At 64.4% G+C, this 7,749-nt stretch carries 7 protein-coding genes; 6 read left to right on the top strand and 1 reads right to left on the bottom strand.

What is annotated here, in order from left to right:
- Positions 1–102: 102 nt before the first annotated feature.
- Entirely contained in the window at positions 103–837 is a 735-nt protein-coding gene (locus tag P8Y39_11465; protein ID MEJ2192937.1) for a hypothetical protein, read from the bottom strand.
- A gap of 104 nt (positions 838–941) precedes the next feature.
- Between P8Y39_11465 and hpnI the strand changes: the two genes are divergently transcribed.
- From hpnI to P8Y39_11495, 6 genes are all read left to right on the top strand, one after another.
- Positions 942–2,090, top strand: coding sequence for a bacteriohopanetetrol glucosamine biosynthesis glycosyltransferase HpnI (gene hpnI, locus P8Y39_11470; GenBank protein ID MEJ2192938.1), 1,149 nt, complete (start codon positions 942–944; stop codon positions 2,088–2,090).
- The gene (locus P8Y39_11475; GenBank protein ID MEJ2192939.1) at positions 2,087–2,479 is read left to right on the top strand and encodes a gamma-glutamylcyclotransferase; all 393 of its coding nucleotides are present in this window, start codon (positions 2,087–2,089) and stop codon (positions 2,477–2,479) included. Before hpnI ends, P8Y39_11475 begins: the two co-directional genes overlap by 4 nt.
- A gap of 57 nt (positions 2,480–2,536) precedes the next feature.
- Complete coding sequence (locus P8Y39_11480; protein ID MEJ2192940.1) at positions 2,537–2,719, top strand: SEC-C metal-binding domain-containing protein; 183 nt, start codon at positions 2,537–2,539, stop codon at positions 2,717–2,719.
- A gap of 85 nt (positions 2,720–2,804) precedes the next feature.
- On the top strand, positions 2,805–3,737 hold the full coding sequence (locus tag P8Y39_11485) for an AEC family transporter (GenBank protein MEJ2192941.1): 933 nt from the start codon (positions 2,805–2,807) through the stop codon (positions 3,735–3,737).
- Between the two features lie 129 nt (positions 3,738–3,866).
- Positions 3,867–7,325 carry a PEP/pyruvate-binding domain-containing protein gene (locus tag P8Y39_11490; GenBank protein MEJ2192942.1) on the top strand — a complete coding sequence of 1,153 codons (3,459 nt, stop codon included), beginning with the start codon at positions 3,867–3,869 and terminating at the stop codon, positions 7,323–7,325.
- Positions 7,315–7,749 (top strand): TIM barrel protein (locus tag P8Y39_11495; GenBank protein ID MEJ2192943.1); only part of this gene is annotated, 435 nt, incomplete at its 3' end. The genes P8Y39_11490 and P8Y39_11495, both read left to right, overlap by 11 nt.

The following is a 7,749-nucleotide window of genomic DNA, read 5'->3' on the forward strand; positions in this document are numbered from 1 at the left end:
TCCCACGGCCATTCTCCTCCGGTGCAAGACGGGCCCGGGCCAGGGCGGGGATGCCCTCCGGCGCCATAGGGAAGACTTCCCCGGAGCGGTTCTGCCCGGTCCCTAGAGGGCTTCTCTCAGGGCCTCGCCGAAAACGGCCAGGGAGCGGGCCGCCTTGCGGGAGCTTATGCCCAAACGCATGATGGCGGGAATGCGCCGGGGGTTCATAAGGAGAAAGCGCATAGCCCGGGCAAGGCTGTACATGCCGTTTCGGTTTACGGCGTCCCGCGGTTTCAGCGGAAGGTCCCTCTCCAGGGTGTCGCTTACCGCACGCACGGAGATGAAAGGTATGCCCCTCTCTTTTGCCTCCCGGGCAAGGAAGAAAGTCTCCATGTCGCAGACGGGACGGGAAAGGCCGGGCGGAAGCGCGGCAAGCATGCCCTTTTTCGGCTGCCATTCCCTGAAGGTGGCCACTTCCCCCCGGGCGAGGGGAAGAAGGCCGGAGAGCTTCTCGAAAAGCCCCGGCGGGCCGGAGACCTCCAGCGTGTCTCCGTCCGGAAGGCAAAGGAAACGGGTGGCCCAGATGAGCTCGCCTACCCTGGCTTTCGGGTACAGGGCTCCGCAGAAGCCCACCGAGACCAGGAGGCCCGGTTTCCCATCCCCGAGACACCTCCGAAAGGCCGCCCGCGCGTTGGCTGCGCCCATCCCGGTCTGAACCACGGCGGTCCGGCGCGGCCCGTCGGTGGCATAAACCGTGAAGGGGCCTGCCGCCGATTTTTTCAGGGGAGAGATGGATTTCCTCAGCCGTTTCGTCTCATGCGGGAAGGCCGCCAAAAATACAATGTCTCCCGAGCCCATGTTTCCTTGCAATATCCCCGTCGGCGTGTTATAAACTCACATAATTCTACCACGGCCGGGGAAAGGCGAACGCATCTGTCCATGCCTCGAAACGCTGCATTCTCATGTTGCTAGCCACCGTCCTGCTCTTCCTCCTGGTGGGGGCGGGCACGGCCTATAACCTCTTTGCCCTCTTTGCGGTGGCCGCGTTTTTCCGGGAGACGGAGGAGGAGCCTCTGACGGGCGAAACCCCTGCGGTCTCCATCCTCAAGCCCCTGAAGGGAATGGACCCGGAGGGGAGGGAGAACCTTTTGAGCTTCTGCGCGCAGGACTATCCCTTCTACGAGGTCCTCATGGGTTTTACGGACCCCGATGACGAGGCCGTCCCCCTGGCCCAGGACATCGCCTGGGGGGGATGCCCGGGACGGGTGGTGCTGAGCCCGGAGGGCTCCGCGGCCAACAGAAAGATGGCCAACCTGGCGGGACTCCTGGATGCCGCCCGCTGTCCCCTCATCGCCGTAAGCGACGGCGACATGCGCGTGGACCCCCTGTACCTGCGGCGCGTCGTCGCGGAGTACGAAGAAGAAGAGGGCACGGGCATGGTGACCTCCCTGTACAAGATTACCCGCCCCCGCAGCGTTGGAGCCGCTCTGGAGTCCCTGACCATAGGGCTTGATTTTCTTCCCTCCGTCCTTGTGGCCCGCAGGGTGGAGGGAGTCACCTTCGGCCTGGGGGCCTCGATGCTCCTTTCCCGCGGGACGCTGGAGGACATAGGAGGCTTTGCTCCGCTTCAGGACTATCTTGCCGACGACTACCGCATCGGAAACCTCATCGCCCGGCGGGGCCTGAAGGTGAAGCTCTCCCGGTACGTGCTTGAGGACGTCGTGGGACCCATGAAGGTGAGCGAGCACGTGAGCCACCAGGTGCGGTGGACCCGCACCTACAGGGCGTCCCGGCCCGGGGGCTATGCCGCCTACGGGATAACCCATGTCCTGCCTTTTGCGTTTTTTCTTCTGGCCTTTTCCGGACCAACCCCCCTGGCCCTGGGCGCCCTGGGGCTTGCCTTCTCTGTGCGAATAGCTTTGGCCCTGGCCGTGGAGAGAACGGTCGTCCGCTCTGCCCGGTGGCTCCTCTGGCTCCCCCTGCTGCCGCTCAAGGACGTCCTGGGCTTCGGTCTCTGGGCGCACAGTTTTCTTGGAAACACGGTCTCCTGGCGCGGCCGGACGTACACCCTGCTCAAGGGAGGCAGGATTAGGGAAACCCCGAAGACGTGAAAGGCGGGGGCAGGGAGCGCGTCTTCGTATACGGCTCCTTGAAAAGGGGGTTCAGCCTTTACCATTACCTGAGGGGACCGGATGCGGCCTTCCTGGAGCCGGCCGCCATGGCCGGCTACGCACTTTACCGGACGGAGAGCGGATACCCCGGGGCGGTCCCGGACGAAGGCGGCGAGGTTTGGGGCGAGGTCTTCGAGGTTGAGCCCGCCCTGCTCGAACGCCTCGATGACTTGGAAGACGAGGGAAGGGTGTACGAGCGGGTTCTCTCCGGCCTCGTGGCGGAAGGAGGCCGGCGTTATGAGGCCTGGGTCTACGTCTACCGCAAGGGGGTCCGCGCCAAGCACCGCATTCCCTCGGGCGTGTGGACCGAAGAGGAAGAAGGGGGATGAAGAATCCGGGCCGGTTTTGTTAGAATAGTCGCTGAATTTAGAAACAGGAGTGTATTCATGGGCTTTTTAAAGAGAATCGTCGGTCGCTTTTCTTCCAACGGAGAGGCCTGCACCGGGCCGAAGCCCGGGAGGAACGAGCCCTGCTGGTGCGGCAGCGGGATGAAGTACAAGAAGTGCCATCTGGAGGAGGACACGAAGAAGGAAAGGCGCTTCTTCTCCCCTTCCTGCGGGCCGAGCTGAGGGACTTTCTGAGCTGAGTTCAGCTCTTCATCCCTACAAGAAGCCGCCTGCTCCCGGCGCCTGAGCGGTCTGCTATAATGGCGGGATGCAGGAGACCCTTCTTTCCTTCGGCCTCATCATCCTGGCGGGCGTTGCCTTCAAAGCGCTCAAGCCGGGCGGGCTGGATGCCGACACCCTGAGAAACGCCATCAACGGGGCCGTTTTGAACCTCTTTCTTCCGGCCCTCTGCATAAGCGGCATATCGCTCGCGGAAATCCACCGGGAGACCTTCCTCATACCGGCCACCGCGTGGATAACAACGCTCCTGGCCCTCGCCGTTTCCGCGGGCGTCTATGCCCTGGCCTCCAAGGCCCTCCGTATCGGCTCCGCGGAGCAGGGGGTGCTTGTCATAGCGGCCGCCTTCGGCAACGTGACCTACCTGGGCCTTCCGGTGCTGAGCGCGCTCTTCGGGCGGGCCGGCGTAAAGTACGTCCTGTTTTTCGACCTGCTTGCAACCACGCCGGTCCTCTGGCTGGTGGGTGCTCCCCTGGCCGCCCGGTACGGCTCGGGAGGGAAATTCGGTCCGACTGCATCCTTGAAGACCATCCTGTCCCTGCCTCCCATCTGGGGGATAGCCGCCGGGCTGGCTCTGAACGCCAGCGGGGTCATCCTGCCCGCCTTCATCCAGAAGGCACTGGAGATGCTGGGCGGCCTGGTGGCGCCTCTCATGGTATTTTCCATCGGGCTGGCCCTTACGATTCCCCCCGTGCGCCATTCCTGTGCGGTGGTCCCGGCCCTCGTCATGAAGCTCGCCATGGTGCCCTTCATCGCCTTTACCTCCGCGCATCTCCTGGGGCTCCGGGGGGAGCCTCTTGCGGCGTGCGTTCTGGAAGGCGCCATGCCCACCATGGTCCTCTCCCTCCTCATCGCGGCCCGCTTCCGGCTTGATGTTTCCCTGGCGGCCTTCATCGTCGTGGTGAGCACGGCCCTGGCTTTCTTTACCCTTCCCCTGGCCGCGGCGGTCGCCGGAAGCCCCTGAGCGCCCGGAAATTGACAGAACACGGGGATTCTGTTAAGTATTAAGTGATACTGCCTTCATTTCTCATGTTGCCATGAACGATTTTCAGAGACAAAGCGGATGGGGAAGACTCTTCCGCCGGGAAGCGATATGGAGACGAAGACCGGAGAACTGACGACTCAAAGCGGCGTGCGCATCGAGGTGGATGCCGGAAGGACGGACGGAGGGGTATCCCTCACGCTGAGCAGCAGGAACGCCGAAGGCTGCATCCTTCACTGGGGGATAAGCCGGGGGTCCCGGACGTCCTGGGAGCTTCCTCCCCGGGAGGCCTGGCCCCCGGGCACCGAGGGAGCCAAGGGTGCGCTCAGCACCGCTTTCGGGGACGGCTCCATCACGATACGGTTTGCCGATGCGCTGGGCGCCCGCTTTCTGGCTTTCGTCCTTTATTTTCCCGCTAAGGACCGCTGGGACAACAACAACGGGCGGAACTACCTCGTGAAACTCCCTCAGGAGGAAGGCCCGCCCCTTGAGCAGGAGCTTGACGCTTGGGTGAAGGACGAGAAAAAGGTCCAGGAGCGGATATTCGAGGTCGACGAGGCCCGGCTGGCCGCGGTCCTCACCAGGACGGACGGCCGCTACAGGCTCAGGCTTCTTACGGACCTTCCGGGAGGCCTTCTCCTTCACTGGGGCGTGGCCCGGGAGGCCCGGCACGAATGGCGGCTTCCTCCGGAGTCGATGCGCCCCGAGGGGACAACCGTCTTCGACGAGAAGGCGGCCCGGACGCCCTTTCAATACAAGGACCGCCTCAACCGCCTGATGCTCGAGCTCCCCGCGGCGAGCCCGCCCCGGGGGGTATCCTTTGTCCTCATGGACGACGCCGGCAGGTGGCTCAAGCACAAGGGAAAGGATTTCTACATACCCATTGAGAGCCCGTACGGGGAGGAGATTGCGCTTCCTCCCCGGCTTCAGGGCGTGGCCGAAGAGATTGTCGAGGCGGAGATGGGGAAGCACTCCTGGACCCTCATGCACCGGTTCAACCTCTGCCACGACCTGATGGACGAGGTCCGGGGCGACGTGCACGGGGTGGCCCTCCTTTTCGTATGGCTCAGGTACTCCGTTCTCCGGCAGCTTGACTGGCAGCGCAATTACAACACCAAGCCCCGGGAGCTGAGCTATGCCCAGGACCGCCTGACCCGGCGGCTGGCCCAGGCATATGCCTCGCACGCCGAGGCGCGCGAGCTTCTGCGGATGATGATGGCCTCGGTGGGCAAGGGGGGCGAGGGCCAGAGGATACGGGACGAGATCCTCAACATCATGCACAAGCACCACATCAAGGAGGTGGCGGGCCATTTCCTCGAGGAGTGGCACCAGAAGCTCCATAACAATACCACCCCGGACGACGTAGTCATCTGCGAGGCGTATCTCGGGTTTCTCGAGAGCGACGGGAACCTCGATGTTTTCAACAAGACCCTGGAGCAGGGAGGCGTCACCAGGGAGCGGCTCAAAAGCTTCGAACGGCCCATCCTGAGCGACCCGAATTTCTTTGCCGGCAAGAAAGAAGGCCTCATCCAGGACTTTCGGAATTTCCTGAGAACCCTGCGGTCGGTCCATTCCGGGACCGACCTGGAGAGCGCCTTCGATGGAGCGCGTTATCTCCTGGGCGGCGAGGGCCAGGCACTCCTGTCCTCCGTGCTCTGGACGCGGGGCGAAACCACGCCCGAGCTTGCCTCAAAGGTCACCGAGGCCCGCCGCATGATGAAGGGTGTGCTGGAGGCGGAGACCGACCCGGCCCGGCTGCGCGATGCCCTGTATCTTGACCTCTCCCTGGAGAACTTCCTCCGTATGGTCGTGGAGAGGGACACGGGGAAGGCAAGGGACCTGGGGCGAATGGTCCGGTATGCTGGGGACGTCCTCCGGAACCTGGGCTTCCGGGACGAGGACCCCGAGCTTCACTCCTGCCTTCGCATGTGGGAAAAGCTGACCGGGCGTGACTTCGACCTCGATACCTCTCTCAAGGGCAAGGCCGTGGTGGAGCGCCTTGAGCGCTTCCTCGGGGATTTCATCGACGAGTATTACGGGCTTCTTCAGCCGAAGGCGGAGTTTCTGGGCAGGGAGTTCCGCGCCGACCGGTGGACGGTGAGCCTTTTTACGGAAGAGGTGGTAAGGGGGAGGCTGTTGTTTGTCCTCTCCCTGCTCCTTCATCAACTGGGACGGTGGTTCCGGGAGAAGGCCGAGCTGGGGAACTGGCAGATCATAAGCAGGGGCAGGGGGACGGCCACCGGAGAGCTGAGGGTGGTGGACGCCCTCCGCTCCGTGCAGGGACGGGCCTTCGAGCGCCCCGCCATTATCGTGGCCCGAAAGGTAGCCGGAGACGAGGAACCTCCCGAGGGGGTGAGGGCCGTCATCTCTCCCGATACGACGGACGTCGTCTCCCATGTTGCCGTGAGGGCCCGGAACGCAAGGCTCCTGTTTGCCACCTGCTTCGACCCGGCGTGCCTGGATACCCTGCGCGGGTACGAGGGCAAGGTCATGACCCTGAGGGTGACCCCGGCGGGCGATGTGGCTTTCGAAGAAGCTCCGGAGAGGGCGGAGGCTCCCGCCGAGGCCGCCGAGGCCCCCCGGGCGCGGCTCAGGCGGCCCGCCTTCAGTGCTTACGCCCTCACCTCCGACCGGTTCAGCGACGACGTCGTGGGAGGGAAGGCCATGAACCTTCTCCGCCTCCGGGGAAAACTGCCCGATTGGCTCCATCTGCCCGAGACGGTGGCCGTTCCCTTTGCCGTACATGAGGAGGTCCTCAAGGAGGAGGCAAACGGGGACGTGGCCCGGCGCTTCGAGGAGCTGAAGGCGGGCCTTGAGGAGAGCCCCGGAGAGACCCTGAAGAACATGCGCGACATCCTGCTTGGGCTGCGGGCGCCGGAGGCCCTGGTCTCTTCCCTTAGGGAGGCCATGGGACGGGCGGGCATGGAGTGGCCGGAGGACTGGGAGCGGACCTGGACGTGCATCAAGCGGGTGTGGGCCTCCAAGTGGAACGACAGGGCGTACTGGAGCAGGAAGGCCTGGGGCATACCCCACGAGGACCTGGTCATGTCCGTTCTTATCCAGAAGGTGGTGGACGCCCGGTACGCCTTCGTCATACACACGGTCAACCCCCTGGCCGAGGGGACGGCGGAGCTGTACGCCGAGGTCATCCCCGGCCTCGGGGAGACCCTGGTGGGCAACTACCCCGGCCGGGCACTGAGCTTTACGTGCGAAAAGGACGGTGAGAAGCCGGTGGTGCTGGCCTATCCGAGCAAGAGCAGGGCCCTTTATGGAGGAGGGCTCATCTTCCGGTCCGACTCCAACGGGGAGGACCTGATGGGCTATGCGGGCGCGGGCATCTACGAAAGCGTCATGCTCCCCGAGCCCCACCCGGTCGTCCTCGATTACACGGAGGAGCGGCTTCTCTGGGACGAGGCGTTCCGGCAGGAACTCCTCGGCGCCATAGCCAAGGCGGGCGCCCACGTGGAGAAGGCCCTGGGCGGGCCTCAGGACATCGAAGGGGCATATGCAGAGGGACGGTATGTGATTGTGCAGTCCCGGCCCCAGGTGGGCGTGGGCGGTGGCTCTTAGGATAAGGCTTGGCAACCAGACCTCCTTTTCCGCTCCGCCGCTCGTTCCCTTCCGCTTTGCCTGCGAGCACGGCTTCGAGGCCTTCGAGTGGTTTCCGGACAAGAAGGAAAGCGGGGAAGGATGGGAAGAGGACGACCTGGATGAAGAAACGAGGGGCTGGATACGCCGGGAGGCCCGCAGACGGAAAATGGCCCTCTCCGTGCACGTCCCGTGGCCGGCGAGCCCCCTTGGCGCCGAAGGAAGCGACAGGATGCGGAAGGCCATGGGCCTTGCCCGAAGCCTGGGCGCCGGCCTGGTGGTCGTCCATTTCTCGGGGGAAAGGGGTGTGAGCCGCTATCGGGAGGCCATCGCCCCGGTCCTCGAGGAGGCGGCGCAGTCCGGGCTCCGCGTGGCCGTCGAGACTACCGTGGAGACGGGGCCGGAT

This window comes from Nitrospirota bacterium, from assembly GCA_037386965.1.
In the GTDB taxonomy this organism is placed as follows: Bacteria; Nitrospirota; Thermodesulfovibrionia; order Thermodesulfovibrionales; family JdFR-86; genus JARRLN01.

What these genes read in the sequence shown, in the direction of transcription:
- P8Y39_11465 (MEJ2192937.1), bottom strand. Translation starts at nt 837, where the DNA reads ATGGGCTCGGGAGACATTGTATTTTTGGCGGCCTTCCCGCATGAGACG.
- hpnI (MEJ2192938.1), top strand. Translation starts at nt 942, where the DNA reads ATGTTGCTAGCCACCGTCCTGCTCTTCCTCCTGGTGGGGGCGGGCACG.
- P8Y39_11480 (MEJ2192940.1), top strand. Translation starts at nt 2,537, where the DNA reads ATGGGCTTTTTAAAGAGAATCGTCGGTCGCTTTTCTTCCAACGGAGAG.
- P8Y39_11485 (MEJ2192941.1), top strand. Translation starts at nt 2,805, where the DNA reads ATGCAGGAGACCCTTCTTTCCTTCGGCCTCATCATCCTGGCGGGCGTT.
- P8Y39_11490 (MEJ2192942.1), top strand. Translation starts at nt 3,867, where the DNA reads ATGGAGACGAAGACCGGAGAACTGACGACTCAAAGCGGCGTGCGCATC.